Annotated in this window: 23 protein-coding genes and 1 pseudogene; 1 reads left to right on the top strand and 23 read right to left on the bottom strand. The window is 62.2% G+C overall.

Translation table 11 applies throughout. The annotated features are described in order from the left end of the window. Positions 1 to 14: 14 nt before the first annotated feature. From GGR47_RS16735 to GGR47_RS16665, 15 genes are all read right to left on the bottom strand, one after another. Positions 15 to 1,928 (bottom strand): type IV secretory system conjugative DNA transfer family protein, encoded by a 1,914-nt coding sequence (locus tag GGR47_RS16735; RefSeq protein ID WP_061780304.1) that lies wholly within the window; start codon positions 1,926 to 1,928, stop codon positions 15 to 17. A gap of 12 nt (positions 1,929 to 1,940) precedes the next feature. After that, on the bottom strand, positions 1,941 to 2,963 hold the full coding sequence (gene virB11, locus GGR47_RS16730; protein WP_043061310.1) for a P-type DNA transfer ATPase VirB11: 1,023 nt from the start codon (positions 2,961 to 2,963) through the stop codon (positions 1,941 to 1,943). Position 2,964: 1 nt separating this feature from the next. Next, a complete protein-coding gene (virB10, locus tag GGR47_RS16725) occupies positions 2,965 to 4,275 on the bottom strand; it encodes a type IV secretion system protein VirB10 (RefSeq protein ID WP_061780303.1) in 1,311 nt (436 codons plus the stop codon). Between the two features lies 1 nt (position 4,276). Further along, a complete protein-coding gene (locus GGR47_RS16720) occupies positions 4,277 to 5,284 on the bottom strand; it encodes a TrbG/VirB9 family P-type conjugative transfer protein (protein WP_052814292.1) in 1,008 nt (335 codons plus the stop codon). Between the two features lies 1 nt (position 5,285). Next, entirely contained in the window at positions 5,286 to 5,963 is a 678-nt protein-coding gene (locus GGR47_RS16715) for a VirB8 family type IV secretion system protein (RefSeq protein ID WP_043061486.1), read from the bottom strand. A gap of 440 nt (positions 5,964 to 6,403) precedes the next feature. Further along, positions 6,404 to 7,456 carry a TrbL/VirB6 family protein gene (locus tag GGR47_RS16710; protein WP_241769379.1) on the bottom strand — a complete coding sequence of 351 codons (1,053 nt, stop codon included), beginning with the start codon at positions 7,454 to 7,456 and terminating at the stop codon, positions 6,404 to 6,406. Positions 7,457 to 7,498: 42 nt separating this feature from the next. Then, the gene (locus tag GGR47_RS16705) at positions 7,499 to 7,768 is read right to left on the bottom strand and encodes a hypothetical protein (RefSeq protein ID WP_043061485.1); all 270 of its coding nucleotides are present in this window, start codon (positions 7,766 to 7,768) and stop codon (positions 7,499 to 7,501) included. A gap of 1 nt (position 7,769) precedes the next feature. After that, the gene (locus GGR47_RS16700; RefSeq protein WP_043061484.1) at positions 7,770 to 8,495 is read right to left on the bottom strand and encodes a TrbJ/VirB5 family protein; all 726 of its coding nucleotides are present in this window, start codon (positions 8,493 to 8,495) and stop codon (positions 7,770 to 7,772) included. A gap of 1 nt (position 8,496) precedes the next feature. After that, entirely contained in the window at positions 8,497 to 10,863 is a 2,367-nt protein-coding gene (locus GGR47_RS16695) for a VirB4 family type IV secretion/conjugal transfer ATPase (RefSeq protein ID WP_043061483.1), read from the bottom strand. After that, a complete protein-coding gene (locus GGR47_RS16690) occupies positions 10,856 to 11,197 on the bottom strand; it encodes a VirB3 family type IV secretion system protein (RefSeq protein WP_082049400.1) in 342 nt (113 codons plus the stop codon). Before GGR47_RS16690 ends, GGR47_RS16695 begins: the two co-directional genes overlap by 8 nt. Continuing rightward, positions 11,190 to 11,516, bottom strand: a complete 327-nt coding sequence (locus GGR47_RS16685; RefSeq protein ID WP_052814291.1) for a TrbC/VirB2 family protein — start codon at positions 11,514 to 11,516, stop codon at positions 11,190 to 11,192. Before GGR47_RS16685 ends, GGR47_RS16690 begins: the two co-directional genes overlap by 8 nt. Positions 11,517 to 11,536: 20 nt before the next feature. After that, a complete protein-coding gene (locus GGR47_RS16680) occupies positions 11,537 to 12,838 on the bottom strand; it encodes an LPD7 domain-containing protein (protein WP_061780302.1) in 1,302 nt (433 codons plus the stop codon). After that, positions 12,835 to 13,440 (bottom strand): lytic transglycosylase domain-containing protein, encoded by a 606-nt coding sequence (locus GGR47_RS16675; RefSeq protein WP_043061480.1) that lies wholly within the window; start codon positions 13,438 to 13,440, stop codon positions 12,835 to 12,837. Before GGR47_RS16675 ends, GGR47_RS16680 begins: the two co-directional genes overlap by 4 nt. After that, positions 13,437 to 13,790 (bottom strand): hypothetical protein, encoded by a 354-nt coding sequence (locus GGR47_RS16670; protein WP_043061496.1) that lies wholly within the window; start codon positions 13,788 to 13,790, stop codon positions 13,437 to 13,439. Before GGR47_RS16670 ends, GGR47_RS16675 begins: the two co-directional genes overlap by 4 nt. Then, a complete protein-coding gene (locus GGR47_RS16665) occupies positions 13,790 to 14,581 on the bottom strand; it encodes a hypothetical protein (protein WP_061780301.1) in 792 nt (263 codons plus the stop codon). The genes GGR47_RS16670 and GGR47_RS16665 overlap by 1 nt, the downstream gene beginning before the upstream one ends. Before the next feature lie 156 nt (positions 14,582 to 14,737). On the opposite strand from GGR47_RS16665, the gene GGR47_RS16660 reads away from it, so the two are divergent. After that, positions 14,738 to 15,412 carry a Hin recombinase gene (locus GGR47_RS16660; RefSeq protein ID WP_240456340.1) on the top strand — a complete coding sequence of 225 codons (675 nt, stop codon included), beginning with the start codon at positions 14,738 to 14,740 and terminating at the stop codon, positions 15,410 to 15,412. A 304-nt stretch (positions 15,413 to 15,716) separates the two neighbouring features. On the opposite strand, the gene GGR47_RS16655 is transcribed toward GGR47_RS16660, so the two are convergent. The 8 genes and pseudogenes from GGR47_RS16655 to GGR47_RS16620 form a co-directional block, all read right to left on the bottom strand. Beyond that, positions 15,717 to 15,965 carry a helix-turn-helix domain-containing protein gene (locus GGR47_RS16655; RefSeq protein ID WP_043061479.1) on the bottom strand — a complete coding sequence of 83 codons (249 nt, stop codon included), beginning with the start codon at positions 15,963 to 15,965 and terminating at the stop codon, positions 15,717 to 15,719. Between the two features lie 183 nt (positions 15,966 to 16,148). Next, positions 16,149 to 16,286: pseudogene (locus GGR47_RS19180) on the bottom strand (recombinase family protein); the annotation flags it as partial. A 182-nt stretch (positions 16,287 to 16,468) separates the two neighbouring features. Continuing rightward, the gene (locus GGR47_RS16645) at positions 16,469 to 20,104 is read right to left on the bottom strand and encodes a DEAD/DEAH box helicase (RefSeq protein ID WP_147035178.1); all 3,636 of its coding nucleotides are present in this window, start codon (positions 20,102 to 20,104) and stop codon (positions 16,469 to 16,471) included. A 4-nt stretch (positions 20,105 to 20,108) separates the two neighbouring features. After that, positions 20,109 to 21,062, bottom strand: coding sequence for a hypothetical protein (locus tag GGR47_RS16640; protein ID WP_043061473.1), 954 nt, complete (start codon positions 21,060 to 21,062; stop codon positions 20,109 to 20,111). Between the two features lie 8 nt (positions 21,063 to 21,070). Beyond that, entirely contained in the window at positions 21,071 to 21,460 is a 390-nt protein-coding gene (locus GGR47_RS16635) for a type II toxin-antitoxin system VapC family toxin (RefSeq protein ID WP_043061472.1), read from the bottom strand. Further along, positions 21,457 to 21,699, bottom strand: a complete 243-nt coding sequence (locus GGR47_RS16630; RefSeq protein WP_043061471.1) for an AbrB/MazE/SpoVT family DNA-binding domain-containing protein — start codon at positions 21,697 to 21,699, stop codon at positions 21,457 to 21,459. The genes GGR47_RS16635 and GGR47_RS16630 overlap by 4 nt, the downstream gene beginning before the upstream one ends. A 237-nt stretch (positions 21,700 to 21,936) precedes the next feature. Beyond that, positions 21,937 to 22,335 (bottom strand): type II toxin-antitoxin system VapC family toxin, encoded by a 399-nt coding sequence (locus GGR47_RS16625; RefSeq protein WP_066781968.1) that lies wholly within the window; start codon positions 22,333 to 22,335, stop codon positions 21,937 to 21,939. After that, a complete protein-coding gene (locus GGR47_RS16620; protein WP_018251286.1) occupies positions 22,328 to 22,576 on the bottom strand; it encodes an AbrB/MazE/SpoVT family DNA-binding domain-containing protein in 249 nt (82 codons plus the stop codon). The genes GGR47_RS16625 and GGR47_RS16620 overlap by 8 nt, the downstream gene beginning before the upstream one ends. Positions 22,577 to 22,596 lie beyond the last annotated feature (20 nt).

The following is a 22,596-nucleotide window of genomic DNA, read 5'->3' as shown; positions in this document are numbered from 1 at the left end:
CGATTGCCGAGAAACTAAGCGACCCGAATGTTGAGTGCGATCAGATGATCGAACAGCTCCTTTGTTCGTGCGCTTGGAGGCACAGCCAAGGCTGCGTCCACGGCGGTACGACTGAGCAAGGTACGCCGTTGATCAGAGCTCCCATGGGTTGAATTCGGCGACGCGAGGCCGGAAGCGGCAATCGCAGCAGCGTCCTCCGCGCCGGACTCGCTTGCCTGAATGACCCTCAAGCTATTGCGGGCCACCGCGGGATCGAGCCGGATCATCGGCATGGCAGGTGGCGCGATCCGTGTGCGTGCCGCGAGCTTCTTCTCGGCATAGTATCGAACCTTCTTGCCATAGGTCGCATACATGCCACGCCGAAAGACAATGAGATCGTCCTCTGGCAACATTTCAACCTCCTGGGGAAGCATCAACGGGCGGCGCTGATCGGACAGCGACGTGGAGCCACCCCCGCCTCCCCAGGTCCCTATCGAGCGCGATCGTGATTTGAACGTGTACGTGCCAAGCTGCTCGGAGATATTCTTCGCATCGGACAGCCCTGCCGGGCGGAGGATGAGCCGCACGGCACAATTGCGTTCGATGTCGGCCGCCACCTTGTCGCCGTAGACGCCTTGGATCTGCTCGATCGATTGGAAGGCCGGAAGCAGCCGGAGACCATAGCCGGCGACGTAGCTGAAGGCGTTCGCCAGGACGGAGCACTTGCCGAGGCTGGCGAATTCGTCGAGCGCGAGAAGCACCTTCACCCGGTGCCGATCTCCCTTTGGCAGTTCGCGCACATTCAGGTCGACGAGCTGCTGGAACAGCAAGCCGTAGATCGGCGCGGCGCGATCGAGGTCGTCGGGCGAGACACCGAGATACAGCGAGATACGCTCATCTCGGAAGTCGCGCAGATCGAAGTCGCTTTCCGAAGTGGCGGCATCGACATAGGGGTTCAGCCACGCATTGACCTTGGCCGTCACCGACTGACGAAGCCCCGTGAACGTGTTCGCCGACGACGACGTGTAATCACGGATGGCAGATTCGCAGCCCCCAGACAGCGGCTTCCCGGTCGCTTTGCGCTGCTCGATGATCTTCGGGAACCGTCGCTGCGCGTCGCCAGCTGCGAACTGCCGGTAGACTTCACCGAACGTGAAGGGGAGCGCGTCTTCGCCATCGTCGGCCGTCGCAGCGATATAGGCCGTGACGCCAAGAAACGCCGTACGTGCCCCCTCGGCCCAGAACTTGTCGCCGGTCAGCGGATCGGGGAACAGCATGACCGCGATTTTCTGCAGTTCGTTGATCACCTCGACCGGATTGCGACGATCGATATAACTGAGCGGATTGTAGCGAGCCGTCCGTCCGGATGGATCAAGCGGGTTGAACAGGACGACACGCTGGCCCAGCTCCTTCAGGCGATAGCCGGCCGTGTTGTCCCAATTCTCCTGCTTAATATCGAGAACTACTAGGGAGTCGGGCCAGTCGAGCAGGTTGGGAATGATGACGCCAACGCCCTTGCCAGCCCTGGTCGGAGCCTCGAGCAGCACGTGCTCGGATCCGTCGAAGCGCATCACCTTTCCGCCGAACTTGCCCAGGACGATGCCTGCCTTGCCGAGCAGCTTGCCCTTGCGAACCTCGCCCGGCCGCGCCCAGCGCGCCTCGCCATGGAGGGTCTGCCGCCGGAAGAGCGAAGACGCGATCAGAAATCCGGTGAGCACCAGTCCGATCCCGAAACCGACGATGAACGGCTTGTAGATGATCGGATAGGCACGCATCGACCACAGGGCCGCCGGGACCTTCAGCCACGGTGTCTTGGCACTGAGAAGATGCGCGCGGCAGAGGACTGCGACGGCTCCGATCGCCGCGCTGAACGCAAGGCCGATCACCGTTAGAAAGATGATTGCGCCGGGTTGCGACCCTTCGCTGCTCCGGACCCACTTGCCGCTCACGCGCGACCCTCCTCAGTCTCGCGGCTTACCCGCCGGATCGAACCACACCTCCGTCATGCGATAGCGCGCAGGCTGCCCGTCTCGCGGGGGCAGCCGGTCCATTTGCACGACGATGTCCACCAGCGACCGCAGCAATGCTCTGATGTCATGGCGGTCGAGGTCGCTTCCGCCGTCCGACTCCTTCACCAGGAGCGTGAGCTGCTCGAGCGCGCCCTCGGCCGTATTGGCGTGGACGGTGGTGATCGATCCGGGATGACCGCTGTTGACGTTCCTTAGGTAGAAGAACGCCGTTCCATCGCGCAGCTCCTGGAGGAGGATGCGATCAGGGCGCATGCGAAGGGCAGACTCCAGCAACTCTTTTGCCCCGACCTTCTGCAGCCCCTTGCCGTCCTTGGCGTACATCATGTGGACGCGGTTGCGCTGCGGCACGACCAGCTCGCGCGTATCCTCGATCGTCAGGATCCGCTCATGGTCGGGGATCAGCTTGATGAGCCCCTTCGAAAAGCTGGTCTTGCCCGATCCTGTGGCGCCGGAAATCAGAATGTTCTTCTTCGCTTCCACGGCCAGTCGGAAGAACGCCTTCCAATCACCGGCCGCGCGCCGCGCGAGCAACGCCGCATCGATCTCCTCGTGAAGCCCTTTGGCACGCACCTCACTGAAAAGACCGGCCCGATCGAAATCGTCGAGGTCCATCGAGACACCGGATGCTTTGCGTACCGTGATCGAGATGAAGCCTTGCTCGACTGCGGGTGGAACGACGACCTGCGCTCGTTCACCGCCTGGAAGGACCGATGATACGATCGGATACTCAGCGCTGACATCCTGTTTGGTGCAGCCGGCGATGAGCCGCGAGAGCGTCATCAAAGACGAACTGTCGAGCGAAGGCTCCTCGTGCCACTCCCAACCCGCGCGAGTTTCCAGTCCAATCAGGCCGGGCTCGTTGATGACGAGTTCTGTGACGTCGGCGCGCTCCAGATGGCGAATGATCGGCGCCGCGTTATGAGCGTAGAGCAGCGAGGCTGAACCCGACGCCATATCAGCGCCTCAGGCGCACTTCGTAGACCGACCGAAAGTCAAAATCCTTCGCGACGAAAATAGCCGCCGTATCGCCTTGGTTCTTCTTCAAGACGGGCCTGATCTGCATCGTCTGTTGAAGAACGGTATTGGCGGTGTTGCCCGGAACCTGCGTCGAATAGGTTCCTTCCCCTTGAACCGCCCGGCTCGCGATGTTGGAGGCGTCCTCCAAGACCGAAATAACGAGGCCAAGGCCGAAGCGGGACCAGAATTGTGTATCAACCCCGCCCGGCAATCCCGCGCGCCCAAGACTGTCAGACGCCGGCGAACCAAGGTTGATCGCGACGCCGCGAGGGGTGAGTGCCCGGGTCCAGAGAACGAAAAGGCGCGCCTGACCTTGCGTGATCCCGCCTGCATACTGGCCGAGCACCTTCGTGCCTTTGTCGAGCAGCACGATGCGGCCGTTTTCCGAGAAGACGTCGTGATTGATGACGCATGACACAAAGCCCGCCTGCGTCGAGTTTATCGCCGTCTGCAGCGTGCAAGGGATGACGGTTCCGGCGCTGAGGAGGAGACTGCGGTCGCCCACCATCGTCGCGCGCACCGTCTGAATGCCGGAATGGCTCAGCTGGTCGCCGAGGTCCGTAGCGCCCTTTGCCGTTGCAGTGCCTTCGCCTTGGTCATTGAAGCCGCTCGCGCCGACATCACGACGAGCGACCATCGACCGCCCGGTCTGGAGGTCGCTGCCATCTTGGACCCCACCGGGATCCTGCGAAGCTCTCGTCGCGTCATTTGCCGATCCGGATGTTTCGGGGGTCGGACCCGTCGCACCGAACGCCATGATCGGCGATCGGCGCGCTGCATCCGCCATGATCCTTGCCTGTTCCGCGCGGCGCTGAGCGGGCGTCTGTTGGCCACTTGCGGTCGGACCCTGGTTCGCCACGACACCCGCCGCAGGATTCGCATTGCCGCTCGCGTCGACCGTCGGTGTCGCCGGCGTGATGGGACGACCGAAGATATCGGTTGCGGGAGCGCCAGGTTGGCCGAGCTGATTGGCGAGCGCGGCGCGCTGGACATTTGGATTGGCCATCACCTCGTCAACGCTGCGATCGCTAGCTTTCGCAGGCGCGGCAGCGTTGGTCGCGTTCACCGGTCGATGAAAGGCACCGTACCCGATGGCTATGCCGCTAATTGCGCCGACAAGCCCTATCCCAGCGCTCAGAAGGGCAATATTCCCCCAGCCGCCGCTACGCGCCACCATGGTGTCCGGCTGTTGCGATGCGATCGGCTCGGGGCCGATCGACCCGCCACGATCGATGATGGTCTCGGCCATGCTATTGGTCCTTCACCTTGCGCTCGACGACGTTGGACACGGTGCCGGTCCGGTCACCCCGGACGTTGCGGGGAGGGGCCTCGTTGAAGATGCACAGTACGGCGGTGCCGCGACGGAGCCGCAACTCCCGATACACCGCATGGATCACGACGAAATCCTCGCGCACGTCGTAGGGAACGATGGTTTCGGTACCATCGACGTCGACCGCGAAGATCGACGGAACGTCGGCATGACCCGGATATCGCAGAACAGTGAACTCACCGTTGTCCGATACCTCGCTAGGCTGCAGTGCCACGTCGCCCTGCACCGTATAGTTCAGGTTCCGCTGACCCTCGATCACGGCATGGTCGAGCGCCGCTGTGGTAATACCAGACTCGATCGCCTTGGCGGCCTGCGCCTCTGCGACCTGAGCCTGCAAAGCGGCGACCGCGCGCTCCTCGCGCAGATAACGAAAGCGGACGCCGTACATCGTGCCGGCCGTCCCCAACGAGAGATTGAAGTGATAGGTGCGAGCCACGCCTGCCGCATTGGTGACGACAATCAAATTGGTGGGCCCGGCGCGTTCCCGGGGCTTCAGGAACACGATGTTGGCGACCGGCGCGATCTGCCACGATACCGTATCCCCGAGCGCCGCCTGCGTGATCGTCTCACCGGGTCCAAATCGGATCTCGATGGCATGGCGGAAACTGCCGACGATCGAGACAACCTGATCGGGATCGTAATTGACGTCTCGCAACCGGGTGTCCTTCGACCCCGGGCGAGGGACCTCAGAGGCGGTCGCGGGACGAGGGATCATCGTCGACGCGATGAGCCCGACCGCTGAGAAGGCGACTAGCCGATGCCATATCCTTCCAATCCCTCGCCAGAACCGGCTCGTCGCGCCCGCTTTCGTCACGGTCAGCTTGCTCATCGAAGGCGACAGCCGCTCCTCGACCCTCCGACGCAGCGCCGGAAGGAACGGGACGACGACACGATCCGGGTTCACCCGGGAGTTCGATGGCTCGTTCATGTCACGCCTCCGGATCAGAGCGATAGTTGACGACCTGGAAGCCGAGCGGATTGATGTTGCGATCTTTCTCATGCTCGGGGGCTGTCGTGAATTTGAAGGTCAGGATGGCGTTCCAATTCTGTGCGATGGGAGCGCTCTGTCCGTAGGTAATGATCTTGGAATAGCGGACCTGCGCGACGGTCTGGCTGAGGAAGCTGATCGACCGGATCGAAATCGATACGAAGCCTTTGTCACCATAAATATTGGACGGTGCATTCCTGTTGCTTGACTGGACGCTGTTCAGATAACGCTGTGCTTCGTTCTGATCGCTCATCAGCATGACGGCATAGGCATTTTCGCGTGCTGCATCGTTGAGCCAGCCCTCCCGTAGCCGGACGTATTGCGCGATGAAGTAGCGATTGACCGCCTCATCGTAGGTGCGGGGCTGCGGTCCCTTCAGGGCCGTGACGATCTGGGTTTCACCCGAGGATCGGTCGACGCGGATCACGAACGGATCAACCGTCTTGAGCGGGGTCAGCATCGCGACGGCGGCCACCGCGACAATCGCCAATACCACCGCGACTGCCGCGATGATCCAAGCGAGCTTCTCGCGTCCTGCGGCAGCGCGGAAGCGATCGTATTCCCAGGTCCGTGACGTCTGAAAATACTCGTCCTTCTTCTCGGCCTTCACCGCCGGCATGGCGTCGTCCCCCTGATCAGCATGGAAGGTAGGATCGAGCGACGATCCGGTTTGACAGGCGGGGCTTGGCCGCCGGACCTAGGATCTCGCGGCCCGACGATGAGGAAGGCGTGCCCGAGCCTCGTAGCGTCGGGATCTCGGGGGCAGACGCAGGCTGTTGCGGTGGCGCGGAGCCGGATGGCGGGGCGATCATTGATCGTGCCGCCGCTTGCGATACAGGCACGGGGATCGGCAGCGTCGGAAGAACGCTGCCGTAGGCGTTCGCTGGCCGTCGATGCTTGCCGTCGCAGACCGCCGGCTTCTTGAGTTGCGCGCCGGCACATCCGCTAAGCGCGATCGTGCCGATCGCCACCAGGGCTAAGCCTCTCATACGATCTCCAATGCTGGTGATGCTGGATCCAGCGGCCTGGATCCGATCTGGACGATGCTCATCGCTATGGTCATGCCGCGCGATTGATCGAACCGCCGCTCGCCGCCCGATTGGCTGGAGTGGCAGCCTGGGTCGCGCGCCGGAACATCAGGCGATTGGCCATCATGTTCGCACCCGTCATCAGAAAGCCATGGCCGCTGGACGAGGCGCCGCCGGCGATCCCCGAGGCGATGGCGGGGGACTGAAAAAAGAAGATCGAGCCGACGATATAGATCGCTGAGCAGGAGATCGTCGCCACGACCATGACCCCGGCGCTGAGTGTCAGATACGTATTCTCGGTGGTGACAAAGATGGTACCGTCGCCAATTGAACCCAGGATGCCGTCCATCGCGGCCTCCTGCAGGCCGGTGATGAATTTCGTCATGATCGCCATGATGACCATCAGGAGAACGAAGTTGGTGGTCTGCTTCAACCAGCCATCGAACAGCCACCGCGAGGAGTTGAACAGTAAGCAGGCAAGAGCAAGTGGCGCGAGCGCAACGCAGATCGAAACGGACAGCTTGGCGAAGATGACGATGCAGAAACCAATCGACGCCGACAGAAACGCAAAGACGTATAGGATTGCGATGCAGATATAGGTGACCAATGAACACGTCAGCTGAATGAGCGGCGTCCGGAAGTCAGTCAGGCCGCGCGAAGCCTGCGCCTGGACCTTTGTATTCGCGTCGACCATTCGCTGACCGAGTTTGCCGGTGTCGGCAACATAGGTATCGAACGTCGTGCCCGGATTGGTGACTGGCGTCCCCGACCCTGCCGCGATGATCTGGGCTGGCAGGTCGGTCGCGATGTTGACGACAAAGGTCGTATAGCCGACCGCGCTGGCCGCCGCGAGCGCGAAGCCGACCTTTCCAGCTTGGAACACGAGCTCCCGGAGTGGCGCCTGGATAGCACCCCGCAGGACAGCGAAGCCGAGCAACAGGAAGTAGATCGTGGCCGCAAGTGCAAGCGGCGCCGCGACGAAGCTCACAAGGCCCGAACCGAAGGTCGCGACGGCACCGGCAATGGCACTCTCCACGTACCCATACATGGTCGTGAACAACGTCATGATGTTGGGAGCGGCCATGCTAAACCCGTCCTGATATTGCGAACCGACACCGCACGAGCATCACTTCCTCAGCGTGTTCGCCTTGAAGAAATCCGAATCCTTCTTGCCCGCCTGCATCTGTGCGACGGAGATGGTGGCCTCCTGCGTGGTCGCGCAGAACTCGGCCTTTCGCGCCGGCGAAAGCTGGCTGTATTCGCCAGTGTCACATTTGCCCTGCCACTCGGTCAGCAGCGATCGATCGGCGATAAGTTGCTTGGCGGTGGGAATGGAGACTTGCTGTTGGCACGCGCAGACGGTCAGTAGCCCACATAATGAAATGAACCGACGCATGTTACCTCCGGATCGTGTTGGCCTCGAAGAACGCTGACTCGTTGCGGCCTGCGGATACCAGCGCAGCACTTGCGGCCAGATTTGCCGCACCGGCTTGGGCCATCTGGACCGCCTGCATCTTGAGCATATCGTTCTGGAGCTGCGCCTGTTCGACCGCGATGCGCGCCTGCAGGTCCATGACATCCTTCGGATCGCGGGCGCTCGCCAATTGCTGGCGGAGCTGATCGAGGCCCTGGGTCCGTGCTTGGGTCACGTTCAGGGTGTTTTCGCCGAGTGCCGCGGTCGTCGCTGCGGCCCCCGTGGCGTTTCGCAACGCCAGATCATAGGCTGCGTCCGCGTCGGACGATCCGGTTCCTGAAAGACGGTACCTTGCCTGGATATTCGAGGCGAGGTTGCCGAGCGGCCCCAGCCTCGAAAGGTTGCCGGATAGCAACGTTGCTGCGTCGGTATTGGCGTCGGGGAGGAGGTTGCGCACCTGAGGCAGGTTCAGGGTCGAGGCGATCTCGCTCATGTTGGTGAGCTTCTGCAGCGACTGTAACTGGTTGGCGGCCGTCTGGATCTGCTGCCTTCCTTGGTCGACGATGGTCAGGGTTTGACGGGCGGTCTGCAACGCTTGGAGATACGTCGTCGTGTCGAACACCGGGATGCCCTGCGCCGCGACGGGCGCGGCGAGTCCGATCACCCCGACCGATGCTGCGAGGCCGAGCAAGGTCCGTTTGATCCGCATGTCAGCTTTTCCTCTCGTTAACGTAGAATAGTGGCAGCCAGTCGTTTGGATGGTCGCCGGCGACGGCGATCGCTTCATCCATGGCGATCAGGGTCTCTGCCCGTCCGGACAGGACTTTCAGCTCATCTGGCATGCCGCCGAGGTCGAGCTTGGCAACGATGGAGGTGTGGCCCTGCTTGACGAGAAAGCAGCGGCTCTCCGGCGTCAGATCCTCGCGGATCAGCCGGAACTCCGCTTCCGTCAGTCCCAGCCCGTCGCAATAATCGGAACGCTTCGCATCCGAGTTGGGCAGGAGGATCTTGGTCGCCGTCTGCTCAATGATCGAATGGGCGATCGGAGAGCGCAGCGCGTCCGCGGGTGACTGCGTGCCGAAGACCATGAACGCGTTGCGCTTGCGGAAGGTCTTCAGTCCGTCCTGCGCGAACGATCGAAAGGCTTCGTCCTGCAGCGCTTTCCAAAACTCGTCGATATCGACGACGACCCGCTGTCCATCGAGCAGCTCGTTCACCCGGTGAAACAGGTAGAGCATAGTAGGCGTGCGGATCTCCGGGTTCTCGAGGAATTGCGTCATGTCGAAGCCGACGAACCGTGCCGACAACGATACCTCGTCGACCAGGCCGTCAAAGGCCCAGCCTAGCGATCCGCCTTGGCACCACCGCTCGAGCCTGGCGCCGATCCCCTCGGCGTCCGCGTAGCCGAGCATCTCGCGCAGCGCGCCCATTGAGCGAGCGGATGAGGGAAGCCGCATGACGGCGTCGATGCCGTCATCGATGAGACGGTCTTCGGCAACCGTGAGTGGCCGGTTCTCACGACGAACTAGCACGCGGACGAATTGACGGAGGAAGGCGATATTCTCCGCAGTAGGTGGCAACCCCTTTAGCGGCGCAAAGCCGGTTGGCTCGCCATTGCGCAACGTCAGGTAGGTGCCTCCACAGGCTCGGACAAAAATTTCGGCGCCGCGGTCCTTGTCGAAGAATATCTGCCGTGCGCCGGTCTTTTCGAGCTGCGCCTGAAGGAAGTTCTGCAGCACGGTCTTCCCCGCACCGGTCGGGCCGATAATCAGCGTGTGCCCGATGTCGGCGCGATGAAAGTTGAACCAGAAGGACGACCCGGCGCGCGTCTTAAGCAGCGTGACCGCCTCACCCCAATGGTTGCCCGATCGGCGTCCTGCAGGAAACGTGTAGAAAGGGCTCAACGCAGCAAAATTGCGACTGTTGATCACCGCTGGACGTGCCCGCATTCGAAAATTGCCCGGCAGCTGTGCCCAGAACGCCGCCTCGAGCGCGACATCTTCGCGCGCCATGACCATCCCGGTATCCGCCGCGGCCGAGCGCGCGATCGATAGCCGCTCGAGCAGCCGTTTCGGATCGTCGTCGATTACCGAGATCGACAGGTGATGCTCACCCATGACGAACCTGTTCGCCATGAGTTCGTCCTGGCCGTCCAGAAGCTCGATCGCTTGGCTGACGCCGGCATCATCCGACGACGTCATCTGCTTGTATTTCTTGGAAAAGCGCTCGCTAGCGGCCTGTTTTACCAGCGGGGCGAAGCTCTGCGTCAGCACAAAGGGGAAATCGAGCTTGAGCAGGCTGTTGAACTGCCCTGTTCGCGTGCTCGCGACATACTCGCGGACGCCGAACATCCCGAGATAATGCGACTTGTGCGGCAGCCGGATCTCGGCCGCTTCCCGGCCGAACACCACGCGGGATTGGTACAGCGCCTGTCCCAGACGGCCATCCAGCAGGGGCACGCGGATGCGGTCGCCCGTCAGAATGAAGTGCAGCACCTCCATGGGCTTCGAGAACAGGATGCCGTCATGTTCATAGAGTGACAGTGGCTCGGGGGCGGCGTCCGCCAGCAGCGTTTCAAAGTCGCGGCACTTGTCCGCCATGATCGCCAACGCGCGCGTGTCGAGTTCGTCGGGGCTACTCCGTCGTCCAAAGAAGCGCGCTACCTGGTCGCCGGCCATGCTCGATGGCCGCACGATGACCGCAACATAGAACTCGTTGTGGTAGAGGACCTTCTCCCTCAACGCCTCAGAGTAGCGATCTTGCAGCCGCCGGGCGAAATCCGAATGGAAGTCACCGCCGAGGACCGGATCGGTCGCTGTTCGAACGAGATGCGTCCACAATGCGACACGATCGTCACCGATCGATCGCCAGGTGATGTTGAGCTTGGTGTGCCAGGTGTTGAGGTCGGCGATATCGCTCGTCTCGAAGGGCCGTCCGTCGACGCGATATAGTCGCATCAGCGAGCCGTCTTCGAGGGCTACGACTGTGTCGTCGACGTGCCGGGTGTAGGGGATGAACTTGACGTCGTCCGTCTCGCGCACGGCAACGCGCTTGTGCTGCAGCCGGGTGTCAGTCATTGCCGAACTGCTTGCGTCTAACGGCCTTCCCGAGGCGGACGGGAGAATAGCTCCCGCCACCCCAGAACTTCCGGTTCTTCGACAGGAAAACCGTCTGGAACCAAAGGCCCCACAACCGAAAGGCATTGTAGTCGTAGTGGACGACCATCCGCGCCGGGAAGTAGAGCGCGCCGAACAATGCCAGGGGATAGAACGGGTTATGCATGATCCCCCACAGGACCATGCAGACCATGATGATCGGCATGATCGCCTCGAGCGGCAGTCCCATGAAGACCGACGGCCTGGTCAAGGCGAGGAAGACCTTATCTTCCGCCAATTTGTCGGCTTCAGCCACCCGAGCTCATCCAGCCGACGATCGTCGTCGCCGAGAAGATGATGCCAATGCCGATCAGCACGGTGACGGCGCGTCCCCAGTCCATGCGGCCCGTTAGTTTCGCATAACCGACTGCCATGACCGCGATCACACCGACGACGCCGGCAACCGTAACCATCCAGTCCTTGATGGTGTTGAGCCCGCCTTCGATTGCGGTTCCGCTACTCTGGGCAAGTGCCGGCTGCGCGATCGCGGCGAGAGCAATCATGCCGGCGACGCCGATCAGTTGCCGGGCACGACGATCGGACATCAGCCTGCCCATGTTCGACGTAAACTTCATAGGGGTCTCCATCGCTAGCTCTACCGCTCCATGTCGGATCGGATCTGGATCGGCTCGACCTGTCGAACCGGGGTCGGCTCACGCACTGAAACCTCGAACCCCCGCCGCAGCACGTCCGAAATCATCTGTCGGCTTTCGAGGTTAGCGGTTGCCATGCGGCCCGCATCACCGCCGAAGACCTCGCCGATATGGAGCTCCATCGCGGCCTGTGCCTCGCGCGCGCCGGCGAGCCGTGGATCGGCCGAGACGCGATCGATGGTCCCGTTCAGAAAGATCTCCGCCAGTTCTTCGCTCTCGCGCTGTCTCGCACTCGCGTCGCGGTCCTGACGTTCCCCGACAGTCGGCTCTCGGTCGATCAGCGTTCCGCTGCCGGCGGCCGAATGCTTCGTGCGGGCGGCGTCTTCTAGTTCATCGGCAATGGCGCTGGTGGCGCGCTGTGGCTCGCTTGCCTCTAGATGAGGGGTTTCGCGGTGCATCCCCGATCGCACGCGAGCGATCGCGTCGGCGATTTCGCCATGGCTTTCGTCGACCATGTCCAGTGAGCGCAACCGGTCCGGCCCGTATCCCACCTGCTCGAACGCCGCAGCCAGCGTTGGGCTCTCGAGGGCGCGCTCCAGAGACGTGTTTACTGCCTCGCGATTATGATCGAGGCGCTCCGATCGAACGTCGCGATCGAAAGCATCCATGCCTGGACGCAGGGGCGCATCGAGACTTTTGCGGTCCTCGATATGCCGGCTGACCGTGAGGAGGAGCTTTCGGTCGCCGCTCGATAACGCGTTTCCGTCATCGTCGCGCAGCGCGCCGCGGCCATCCGCCTCCGGCGGAGTCATCGCTGCCTTGGGATGTGTTTCGCCGACAATGTCAATGCGCGGCGGGGCAGCGGCTCCCTGCTGAGCGTCGCGCTCGCGGCGCTCCTTCGATGCGCGTCTGGCCTGCTCCACGCGCTCTTGCTCGTTGAAGCTGGGATCGTAGCCACTGACCCTAAGTCCTTCGCGGGTCGCGGCCTCCCAAACGGCCTGCCGAAACTCCGGCGACCCGTCGACCGCGATGCGATCCCAGCCGCTATGCTGCGCGATTGTCACGAGGGCGGCCACCGTCTCGGCGTCCTCACTTCGCGCAACGATGCGATCGTTCGTGATCTCGATCGAGGGTCCATCGCGATCAGTGGGCCGGAAGAGACCGATCCGCTGCTCGCCATCGGCACCGTCAACGACACGAACGTCGTATCGCCCGGCCAGGGCCGGTGGTAGCTCGAAGCCGGCCGGCTCGGCTGGAACCACAGGCATTCGGTCGTCCCGGACGATGCTGTTGGCGCCGCTCATTTGAACACCGTGACTGTGGTCGGCGAAAGCGGGCCGACGACCCATTGGTCTTGGGCTGTCAGCGTTGGGTGTGCCGCCGAAGCCGCGCGTGTCGCCGCAGCAGTGTCAACTCCTGGCAGGGCTGGAGCGGTTTCAATGGACCCCAGGTTCACCGCGGCTGACCAGACGCGGCCTGCATAGCCGTTGCGTAGACCACGGGTGAGGGACCCGGTGTTGTACATCGAGTACGTCGCAGAGATCGCGTCCAACCCCGAATAATGCCGGGCGGCGGTGTCGTAGCTGCGCTGCAGGATCACCGAGGCAAGACGAAGATTATTGCATGGCTCAAACACGCTCTCGATCGTCACGCCGAGACGGGTGAAATTTGCTGAGTTGATCTGGGCGAGGCCGACGTCGACCGTGTAGCCCGCCGCGATATAGCGGCGTACCAGCGCCGCTCCCTCCGGAACTGTTCTTGCGCGAACACGGGGACCCTTGTTCACGTTTATCTGCAACGGCTCGCCGCCGCTCTCGGTGAGGACGAGCGGCACGATCGCTTCGGTCGCGATCTCGGGAGCGCAGGCTTTCGCCAAGGCGATGATGGCCGGTACGTCGTAGCTCATTGGGACGTCACCGTCTGGTAGCGCGTGTCGAGCTGGTAGCGTGCCGTCGTTCCATCTGACTTAGAGACGGTGAGGCTGTAGCCATGTTTCGTTTGACGCGTCCGGATGCCGACGCCGATGCAGCTGGGGAACACGCCACCGATCGCGAGATGCTGCCAGAGCTTCGTAATTGGTGGCACACAGGCGGGATAGGTCGTCGGCGAGCCCGGTGTCGCGAGACACAGAACGACCTGACAACCCCAGTCGGACGCGCGTGCCGGCTGTGGCACCGCGATCGCCAACACGCCGGCAAGGGGGATCACGACGCCCGCTGCGCTCTGCGAGATCGTCTTGAGAGTCCGTGCCAGCATCATCCACCTCCTTGAAGCGAACGAGGACCGGTCGTCGCGAAGACGTCCCACGCCGCAGGTCTCGGCTCGGCAACCGACCCCTCGGGGACCGCGTCCAGCTGCCTGGTTCCGGCGGGTTGCTGCCCGCTACCGTTCCGCGCGACGTCCAAGAACCAGTCTTCGCCGTCCTCGATGTGCTGCGTCCGGTCTATGGTCTGTCCCGGGCGGGCGAACGCGACGTGCCAGTGATTGGAATGCCCTTGATCGCCTGGGCCAAGGAGCTCGATGATCCGGATGCCGTGCTGGGCCATCAGTGCCCGGATCCGGCAACGATCGATCGTCCCGACGCCGCCAGCCGGCACGAAGTCGACGGCTTGTCCGACTTTGTGCCAGCTGTAGCGGGCCCCATATGTCGCATTCGCCGGTCGGATCGTATCGGTGACGCGGGCGCCGAACGCCTTGCGAAGCAGGCTGACCACATCTGATACGCTTTCGGTACCGGCGAGCGGCGATCCGCGGCCGCCATCGCCGACACGCGCGAGACTGCATGGATCAAACACCGTCGATGGAGTGACCCCGAAGGTCGTAAAATGGCGCCCCGCGATCTGGAGCGGACCCGCGGTGAAGTCGGCCCTGAGGGCGAGAAGGTCGCGTACCGTCGCTTCCGCATCCGCGAGGTTCTGCGGCTCTCGCAGCAAGGTAGCGCCGCTGATCACGGCAACCGGAAAGGACCCCGCCGAGATTGGCTGAGCGGGTCCAACCATGGCTGCGCAGAGCTGGATTGCCTTCGCTGTGAGTGCCGCTGGAAGCATGATGCTCCGTCCATCTGGTGCAGTCCAAATAAACTCTAAAACGAAAATGACGCAAGATGGAAATTCGGCAGAGTCGCTTTAACGGCCTTCCTGGGTGCCGGCGGTTGCGTGGTCAGGCCGGTCTTCGACGCGCACCGTGTTGCTCGGAGCCTATGGTTGACCTACAGAATTCGCGCCCGGCACACGGTGGCGCTGGCGCCGTTCATCGAGAGGAGGGCAGGGGTGGGAAAAGTCGTCGCGTTCCTCGCGGAATGCCAAGGATCGGCGACGATCGACGATCAGAAGGCCGCCATGAACTCCGAGGCGCTCATCGTCGTTGCGGGCCGTCAGAGCTTCAACAAGCTGGGCGATCTGCTCGCACGCAGCGGTCTCCAACTTGAGGCCGGCGACAGGGTCGTGGTTTATGATCTGTCGTGTATCACACTTTCCACCCCGACGTTGATCCGCCTTATCGACCGGATGCTCCGCCGCGGCATCGCGTTCGAGATCGTAGCGGCGGGCGTTGTCATCGAACCCGCACCTGACGACAAGCTTCACGCGCTGATCCGCGCCCTTGATGGGCACCATCGTTATTTGCACGGGTTAAAAACACATCCCGAGACAGCGTCGCGGGGGCGCAAACGGCTTCTCGACCCAGATGATCTGCCTGCGATCAAATCGAGGCTGGAGTCACCGGGGGCGACGGCAACCGATGTCGCCCAGGAGCTACGCGTGTCGCGCTCCACCTTGTTCAACTTTCTCGAACGGTACGATCCCGACCGGGTCAGAAGGAGCAAGAAGATCAGCGACGGGGGTGATGAGGATATTAGAAAGCAGCGTCATCTCGCGTAACGTCACGCAGTCTGACGTCGCGCCCATGATATCCTTGATGCGCTGCACGGAAAGTGTCGCCCGCGCCGCCAGGACTTCAACAGAGAGCCCGGATCGATCTGCCAGCGCCGCGATCCTCAGACCGAAGCGACGTCGCATCGCTTTACCATCGCTCACGCCGACACTCCATACGATAGACCAGATACCGCTTTGTCCGGTTGCTCGAAGCAGTCGATTGCTACCCAATTGGATTTAGGAGGCCAGCGTAAAAGGAACAACGCCGTGTTTGGATGCAAGAAGCGATTAATTCGGAGTGATTAGGTTCCTAGTCGTTGTTCGGACGAAGCAAATCCCACACATCGGTGTCGAGAACTTCGGCAATCTTCGCCATGAGATCGAGCGTCGGATTGGCCTGTGCGCGCTCGACCTGCGAAATGTAGGCGGCCGTGCTGCCGGTCCGCTCGGCGAGTTGGGCTTGCGTCATGTTGTGAGCAAGGCGACGCTGTTTGAGCCTTCCGCCGAAAAGCTCGGCGAGAGGCAGCCTGACGTTATCGGCGATGATTACCTTTGGCATGATGCAGCGCTACCAAGTTTTTCGTGTAAGTCCCACAGTCTGCATCGAGGCGCGGCGCTCAACGCAGGATCACGGCAAGGCTGGGCCACGCCCGCAGGACGCCACGCTTCGTCAATGCTCTTGCGGCGCACGTTGGGTCCAGTGGGCCGCTAGACCGATGTCGTTGTCCAGCCCGTCCGGTAGTCAAAAAAGCTCCGGTCGGGCTAGGCGAGTGCCGCTCTCGTGTTCGACATAGCGCGCTGCGATCCGGAGGCCATGTGAGGCGGCGAACGCATCCAGCGCGGCGCGAGCGCGGTTGGCGTCCTGTTCAGCGATCGATGCGCGGAGATAGGCCCGGACGAACGTACCTCAGTGCTTGATGAACGGTCTTGTTATGTCCAGTCCTTTTTGAACGTCGTTTGACGGAAACGAGACTGAGCGCGCTCCAGTCTTTCAGAGGTATGCCCAAAAGACTGGCTGGGTCGATTTGCTAAGTTTGGCTTCTTAGGGAACGCCGCGAGGGACTACGCCGGACGAAAGCGCCGTGACACGGTGGGGTTAGCCGAACCGGTGTTGAGCGCGTAGTCGCTCCGGCGTGCTTTTCGGCTAAGTGTATGTGCCGACGGAGTGATCGCAAGCTCAAAGCCCGCTGGGTCGATCCAAACAACCTCATTATCCCGCAGTACGGGTACCACGGCATAGTGCCCGCGTTGTCCGTTGGTGCCGGTCAGCACGGCGTCAAACTGCGCAGTCGGCTTGTCCTCGGTGGCCTTCCTGGCGAGTGACCTCTGCCACTCGAGGAAGCGCTGCGGATCGATGAACGCGTCCGGTTCGGGGGCTGGTTCAGCAGATGTCAGCCAGCGATTAAAGTCGGCGCGGCGGTTCGCGCCTTCATCCCGTGTCTTCGCCAAACCCTGAGATAGACAGAAGGCGATGAATGGATCGTGCGTACCCCAGCGTAGGAGTTCCCGTGCCCAAAAGCCGAACCACGGAAGACCGGTCGTAGCCTTCCAATCACTCAAGCTAGGGATGGCTAACGGATCGGCTGCCCCCAGCGACCAAGCCTGCGCAACGACGGCTCCCAACGCCATACCAAGACGGTATTCGAGGTTGTCGGCGACGAAACGCTGCCAAGATCGCAGTTGATCGGGGGCAGGGGGTGTTACATCAGGTTCGTTGAGGCACCACCCAAGGACGTCATTCCAGCGGTCAAGCAGACGCTCATCGGTATCGGTCCGGCGGACGCGGAAACCGTAGCCGCGATCGTCCTTGATGAGATCGCCGATCCGCTCGAACACGTCGATCCGTTCTTCTGGACTAGCGGTCCCGTAGTTTACCGCCTTGCTGATTTCCGCAAGTATCGCGGTCGCTACTCCCTCGAACCGGCGACCAATCACCGGTGTGAAGCCAAATTGGTAGAGGCGAGTGCGTTCGGCACGGTCAGGGTAGAGCTGGGTGACTACGCCGGAACCGCGACGAATAAATGCTTGTTCAAGCCATGCTTCTTGGGCGGTTGCTGTTGCGCTGAACGTGCGCTCCCAAACGCTTTTCAGATGTGCCTCGATCTGCGCGCGCGACATTGCAGCAGTATCGCTTTGCTGAAGTTCCTCCACGGCCGCCAACGCCAAGCCATCAAGCTCATCCATGGCATCCGCAAGTCGGGCACGAGGGTCGGTCGCTCCAGTGCCGGCTGCTGCGCTGACGGTCGTGGGCGCCGTCGCCTCGAGCCAGTTGAGGAAGTCGTCTGGCGATACCTGCAGCAGCCGATGCGCGCGATCCCAGATCAGTTCCAGCAGCATCGCCAGGGGGCTGGGCACACTATCGGCATCACGCTCTTCTATTACAAGCGCATCACGCAGCTGGTCGTATTCCGTACTCAAGGTTGCCAGCTGACGACGCTGTATGGGGCGGCTCGCAGTGGCAGTGGTTGAAATTTGGCGGGGCAGAGCGACCAGGGTCAGTCCTTCAATCCCTCGCGATGCACCAGGTCGCCCAGCGCGTCCGGCAAGATTGCGAAACTCCGCCGTACTAAGCGGAGCGATGATCTGCTCCTCCTCGACTGGATCCCACGATGTGCGCTTCAGTGAGGTCAAAAATATGAGATCGAACGGAAGATTCACACCCTCCGTCAATGTCGCCGTCGCGACCGTTATCGGGCAAATACGCTGATCGATCATCTCCACCATCAACCGACGGAGACGCTGCGGCATCTGACCGTGGCTGGTGGCAATTCCCCGTTCCAACAGGAAAAGCTCGAAGCTATCGGCTCCACAATAGTCCTGACAAGCGGCTCGCGCCTCGTCAAAGCGCTCACCACGGCGGCCCCGGGGCGGCGTAAAATTGACGATCGCCTGCCAAGCTGGCAGCTCAAGCGCTTCTTTGTACCAGCGCATCGTTTGTTCGGGCTCTTGCGCGACCGAGATCAGGATGCGCTGATCCTCCTCTACGAGATGCAGGGCGGTCCACAAAACGCTCAACGTGTTGAAGCGATTGAGGCTGTTGCGCCACTGCGAGCGAAGCTGAGGCATCGGTGCAACGCGGAGGGGAAGATACACCGGGTCTTCCTCGCCCCGGAGGTAAAGCGGGCGGCCGTTCATGAGGTCGAGCAGGATACGACCTGATGCGTTCGTTGCGGTCTCCAGCACCCCGATAACCTGGCGGGTGCTGCGATAGCGGACGCCAACGGCCTGAGCATCCCCGCGGCCTTCGATCCAGCGCGCAACGGGCTGTGCGGCCCCCCCTGCAACGGCGGTGAGCGCGATGCGTACGACCTCCGGCTGTCGCGCGACGATACGCGAAACCAGCGTCTCGAGCCGGATGGCCCGATTGCTATGCTCCGCGAAGCTTACGCGGGTGGACTCGTCAGCGTCGGGTACGACCTGATGGGCTTCGTCAATAATGAGGAGTTTGATGCGCGCTATGAGGATGGGCCCGAGATAGCGCATCAACGCGTCAGCCTTCTCGACCGTAGCGATAAGCACCACCGGACGGTCGGTCGTCAGCCAGGCATCCGTGATGCCCCAGTCGGCGCCACCATACAGACCCGTAATCAGGCACTCTCGACCAAGCTCCGAGGTCAGTTTCGCCTCGACCTCGTTCGCCAGCGCGCGAGAGGGAACGATATAAAGCGCCAACGGTCCGATCGCTGCGGGCTCCGCACGCAGGAGCAATTCTTTGACGATCGCCATGTTGGCCACCAACGTCTTGCCTGATCCGGTCGGCGTGCAAAGCGCGAAGGAGTCGTCGCGTAGTTGCCGTTCCAGTCCCTGCAGCTGCGATGTCCAAAGGATACCGCGCCCGCGACTGAATTGGTCACGCGCGTAATCGGTGAGCTTGGAAAGCCGCTCTGGCCGGAGCACAGCTAATGCGCGCAGGGGTTTGTAGATGGAGGCGGCAACGAAGCGATCGGCCACATCCCGGATCAGGGAAAGAACGAGCGCTGCATCGTCGCTGAAGGTCCGAGCTGCCATCTCGTCGAGCGCGCGCAACTTGGCCATTGCGCGATCCAGGCGTGGATCGTCACCGCGGCGGAGGCAGTCGGCGATGAGGCCGACAGTGCGAACTAATTCGATGGTGAAGTACCAGGTGACGCGATCGCCATCCTCGCCGGCTTCGTCGGATTCGAGGAGCGCGGTTGCGAGCAACGTTCCCTGGTCAGGCTGGGTGAGATGTGGGTGCTCGCTCCAGAAATTAGCGGCGCGCGCGATGACATCGTCGAAGTCGGCGCGCAGGAAGGCAGCGAGCAGGCTGACCCCATCCTGATCGGACGGCACCTGGGCGAGCAAGCCGGCTGCCATCGCCGGCAAACCGCCAAGTTGGTAGGCACCGGCCGCGAGCAATTCGATTGGTACGATCGTGCGCAGGCCGTCATCTGCCCGCGCCAACCACTCAAGCAGTTCGCCCGTGCGGCGATAGCAGTCGATAGCGCCAGGGCACGTCGGCCCATCCACTGTGCGGAAAATGTGCGCCGCATGAAGAAGACGGCGCGCGTCACTCAGCTGACTCTCAGACTCACGCGCCGACCAATGGATCGTGGGAACCTGCCAGGTCGTCTGCAAGCAACGCACGAAGGCGCGAGCCTGTGGGCGGGATAACGCGTTTTCGATGGCCAGCGAAGTGCGAACTTGCTCTGCGACGGCACGCCGCATCTCTTCGGACATGGCGTCAGGGCTTCCACATAGAGGTATACAGCCCGTCGATCAGCGCCTCACCGCCTTCAAGGATCAACTCGACAACCTGCAAGTCATGCGGGGCGGTGTAGTCTGCCGGCGGCTTCTTCCACGGGATCAGCACATTCAGTTTCTTGCGGGTCGCTGCGGCGTTGCCGGCGATCACAACGAGGTTCGTCCGAGCAAGCGTGGGTACGGTCGCGGTGATCGCGGCGTCCATGGACGCAATGGCGGTCGCATGATTCACGGGATCCCGCAGCTCCAGCAGGCGCTGCAGCTGACGCAAGCCCTTCGGAACGACGCTATCCCGATTCACCTCAAACCAAATGCCACGACCGTTGTGGACATTCTTGCCCGTAGTCGGATCTTTCAGGTTCTTCTCGCCATGGAGGAGGGCGGCGACGGCCGAGTTGGTAAGGGAGGCGCGCCACTTTGCTTCCCCGACGATGACCCGGACCACGTTCCCGGCCGCGTCGAGCCGTACCCCGACGAAGTCGGAACCGAAGCGACCGAATACCTGGCGCTTGCGGGATGGATCGTAGCGAAGGTCCCACAGATAGCTCTCCACATCGGCATGGAAGCGGAAAAGGAAGATCGGGACCGACCACTGATGCTCGCCGACGAGTTCCTCTGCATAGGCCTGGGTTACCAAGCCGGCGACTACTTCGCCAAATAGGCCACGCCGGGCGACGGCCGGCAGGCAGTCTGGATAGCAGGCATGGGCTCCCGCCGCCCCAGCGTCCGGGTGAAGGTCGATGCCGACCTGCTTATGAAAATGTTCGCGCGCGTCGAGATGAGCTGACTCAAAATACGGGCGAAGAGCGTCGATCAGACTCTTGTCGATTGGCTTGATCTGTTCGAGCAGGAGGTGACCGTAGCGATCTTCGATCGTCCCGTTGGCATCGAGCCACGCCTCAAGTGCGGCAGATGGGGGCGGTTCGGTGTGCACCTCACAACCTACCGGATAGTCACGATCTTCACGGCCACGTCGCCTGCTATGTCGCGCCACGCTTTGTCGGCGGTGTACGCCGCGACGCCGAGGCGTTTGGCCAAAGCGAGGCAGAAGCGATCGCCCAGCGACAACCCGGCCGATGAGGTGGCAGCGCGCAGGTTACCGGCATCCCAGGCGAGCGCATCATCCGCCGCGACGACGGTATAGGGCAGGGCCGCCAGCATCGCCCGCACGTCGTCAAGCGGCGCGCCTAGATGAACAAAGTGGCTGATGACCTCCGCCTGATTGATCGCGCACACTGAGGCATCCGCAATCACGCTGCCGACCTTGCTGGCACCGCGCTCGCCTTTCAACAGTGCGAGGATCGCCGAGACATCGAGAACGACATGGGTCATTCGCCGCTGTCCTCGCGCCGTACGGCAAGAAAGTCATCGACCGACGCGCCGGGCTGTTGTGCGTAGCGCTTGGCGATTGCTTGCGCCTTTGCCACCGCCTGCTCCACGGTGCGCAGGATAACTCCGTCCGGCGTTTCTTCGACAAGGACCGCACCGCCATCCTCAAGCCCTAGGCGCTTTCGAATGCCCACCGGCAGGCTCATACGACCATTTGGTGTGATGTTAACTTGTAGCGTCATATGGCAAAGCCCGCGTGTGGTGGCATTAGGAGTTATATATGCCACCATGATAGCGAAGAGGCGAGGGGGTAAACGCAAGCCGCCATCTGTAGGTTTCCCTAAAATGGTGGACGCCATCCTACCTACAGCAGCAGCTGAAAAGAGTGGATCTGCGCCCGAAACAGTGGACGGCAGCCGCTCTGTTCCGCCACAACTCGCCTGCCTGAGCGTACCGTACCCAAAAGCACGAATGTGCGGCTAATCGGCCAGCGGCCGTACGTTGGTGATGGTGACGCCGACCTCAGCGCTCGCCAGCGGCCCGTCCGTCGTGAACATCTCCGCTTGTAGGTCAATCGCCAAGGCAAGACACGCTCGGTCACCAAGCGAAAGTCCAAGCGCCTTCGTCGACGGTCGCAGGTCGCCTATGATGAGCGCCTGGGCAGGAGAGAGCGGCCGTACATCGAGGTGCAGCCCGCCAAGAGCCTCACGTACCTCGTCGAGCGGCAATCCTCGGTCCCGAAGCTTGGAGACGACCTCGGCGAGGTTGGTCGTTCCGATAATGCTGCGGGTCAGGACGTCGACTACCCGATCCGCCCCAGGTTCGTCGTTCAGAAGGCAGAGCAGGGCGGAGGCGTCGAGTACGACCTTGCTACTCACGCTCCGCCTCGCGCCGGCGCTCTGCGATCAGCTCGTCAGCCAAACCGACGCCTTCGGGCACATATTTGCGAAGGATCGCGCGAGCCCTTTCGAGCGCCTTAGGCACGGAACGTACCCGTAGCTCGCCATCGTCGACATCGACGAGAACGGTATCACCCGTGGTGATCCCGAGCTCACGGCGCATGGCCGCCGGGATCACGAGTTTACCACCGTCCACGATCTTGACCCTCTGTGCTTCCATCTGCACTGAACTCGCTTGGC

Source organism: Sphingomonas aquatilis (assembly GCF_014196115.1).
GTDB classification, from domain to species: Bacteria; Pseudomonadota; Alphaproteobacteria; order Sphingomonadales; family Sphingomonadaceae; genus Sphingomonas; species Sphingomonas aquatilis.
Note: the sequence above shows the minus strand (reverse complement) of the source record. Positions and strands in the feature narration are given on the sequence as shown.